We start from the raw sequence: 2,332 nt of genomic DNA on the forward strand, positions 1-2,332 counted from the left end.
AAACTACCGCGCCAGACGTAACTGCTGTAGGTTCCCGTCGATATGTAAGTCCGTTTGCAACTGGGCAATATCGCGGCATAGAAATGCCATTTCTTTGTGCGCCTCGAGCTTCTTGCGCCACTTTTCCGGCACGTCATCAAGCCGGGCGTAAATCCCTTCCAGATGCTGAAACTGCATGAGCAGTTGGGTCGCACTTTTTGGGCCAATACCGGCGACACCAGGTACTTTTGAACTGCTTATTCCTGCTAGCCCCCAGTAATCCGGCAGTTGCTGAGGCTGTACGCCAAACTCTTTTTCGATGAACGGCGCATCCAGCCAGCGCTTCTGGAAATAGTCGCGAATACGCAGGGCAGGAGAGAGCAACTGGCAGTAACCTTTATCGGTTGAGACGATGGTGGCCTGATGCCCAACCTGGGTGACTTTCACCGCCAGCGTTGCGGCTAGATCGTCGGCCTCATTACCGCTGGAAACCCAGCAGCAGACGCCGCGCTGTTCAAAGGCCGCGCGTAGGGCGGGCATTTCTTGATGGAGTTCGTCGGGCATCGGTGGGCGACCAGCTTTATAGTCGGGCAGCCGTTGGTGACGCCAGCCGCTGTTACGCGCTTCGTCATCAAACACCGCCACGGCGTGCGTAGGCTGGCTGTGCACGAGCAATAAATCGAGCGCGTGCTGGCAGGTCTCCACGCAGGGCGATCCCTGAACAGCGTGAATACGGCGGATGAGGTTCAGTGCATCGACAATGAGCAGATGGACGGCCACGGTGTTCTCCCTTACGAATCAGCCTGTAGGGTAACATTCACGGCGAGTGGAGGCGAAGATCTGAAACAACATTTTGCCGGATGGCAGCTGACGCCTTATCCGGCCTACAAATGACTACGGCACTGTAGGCCGGATAAGCTTGCGCCATCCGGCAATGGGTTGGGACTTAATCGCAGGTGACAACTTTCATCGCCAGGCCGCCACGAGAGGTTTCGCGGTACTTGGCATTCATGTCTTTACCGGTCTCGTACATGGTCTCGATCACTTTATCGAGGCACACGCGCGGCTCGCTGGTACGGCGCAGCGCCATACGTGCGGCGTTAACCGCTTTGACTGAGGCAATAGCGTTACGCTCGATACATGGGACCTGAACCTGGCCCGCAACCGGATCGCATGTCAGCCCCAGGTTGTGTTCCATACCGATTTCTGCCGCGATGCACACCTGCGTAGGGCTACCGCCCAGCAGTTCTGCCAGACCCGCTGCCGCCATTGAGCAGGCCACACCAACTTCACCCTGGCAACCCACTTCGGCACCCGAGATAGAGGCGTTCATCTTGTACAGGGAACCAATCGCACTCGCGACCAGCATGTAGCGTGCCAGCGAGTTAGCGTTCACTTCGCGGATAAACTTGTCGTAGTAAGCCAGTACCGCAGGAACGATCCCACACGCCCCGTTGGTCGGGGCGGTAACCACACGTCCACCGGCCGCATTCTCTTCGTTCACCGCCAGCGCGAACATGTTAATCCAGTCCACGACCGCCATTGGGTCGGTGGTGGTTTTGTCACTGCTGACCAGCATGCGACGCAGCGCTGCGGCACGACGTGGCACGCGCAGTTTACCCGGCAAGACGCCTTCGGTGGTGATACCGCGTTCAATCCCGCTACGCATCACTTCCCAGACGTTAGCAAAGTGCTGTTCCAGCTCTTCTTTGCTGTGCAGGGCCAGTTCGTTTTGCATCATCAGACCAGAAAGCGACAGGCCGGTTTCCTGGCAATGTCGTTGCAGATCGGCGGCGGATTTGTACGGATAGGGCACGTTTACCGGCGAGCTGTTCGGCAGGCCGAAATGTTCTTCATCAACGATGAAACCACCGCCAATGGAATAGTAAGTCTGGCTGTAGAGGACTTTTTCGCCGGCCAGGGCGGTAATGCGCATGCCGTTTTCGTGCAGGGACAGATTGTCCGCATGGAAATTCATGCACTTATCGACCGGGAACTCCACTTCATGCTGACCGTCTGCCAGCAGCAAACGTCCGTGAGTATTCACATCCTGGATAAAGGACGGAATGGCATCGATGTCTACGGTGTCAGGCAGATTACCCGCCAGGCCCATAATAATCGCGATGTCAGTGTGATGGCCTTTCCCCGTCAGAGACAGAGAGCCGTAAACATCAACCACTACGCGGGTTACGTCAGTGAGTATTCCGCGAGCAATCAGGTCATCCGTGAATTGTTTGCCTGCTTTCATTGGACCCACAGTGTGGGAGCTGGAAGGGCCAATGCCGATTTTGAAGATATCGAATACGCTAATCATGAGGCGTCCATTGTATAACGAGATGCGCCGCCCGTAGGC

At 56.5% G+C, this 2,332-nt stretch carries 2 protein-coding genes; both read right to left on the reverse strand.

What is annotated here, in order from left to right; genetic code table 11:
* Positions 1-3: 3 nt before the first annotated feature.
* The gene (gene xni, locus FDW95_RS07110) at positions 4-759 is read right to left on the reverse strand and encodes a flap endonuclease Xni (protein ID WP_115257589.1); all 756 of its coding nucleotides are present in this window, start codon (positions 757-759) and stop codon (positions 4-6) included.
* A 166-nt stretch (positions 760-925) separates the two neighbouring features.
* The gene (locus FDW95_RS07115) at positions 926-2,293 is read right to left on the reverse strand and encodes an L-serine ammonia-lyase (RefSeq protein WP_096755889.1); all 1,368 of its coding nucleotides are present in this window, start codon (positions 2,291-2,293) and stop codon (positions 926-928) included.
* Between the last annotated feature and the right edge of the window lie 39 nt (positions 2,294-2,332).

It is taken from the genome of Citrobacter sp. wls718, assembly GCF_005280945.1.
Classification (GTDB): Bacteria; Pseudomonadota; Gammaproteobacteria; order Enterobacterales; family Enterobacteriaceae; genus Citrobacter; species Citrobacter gillenii.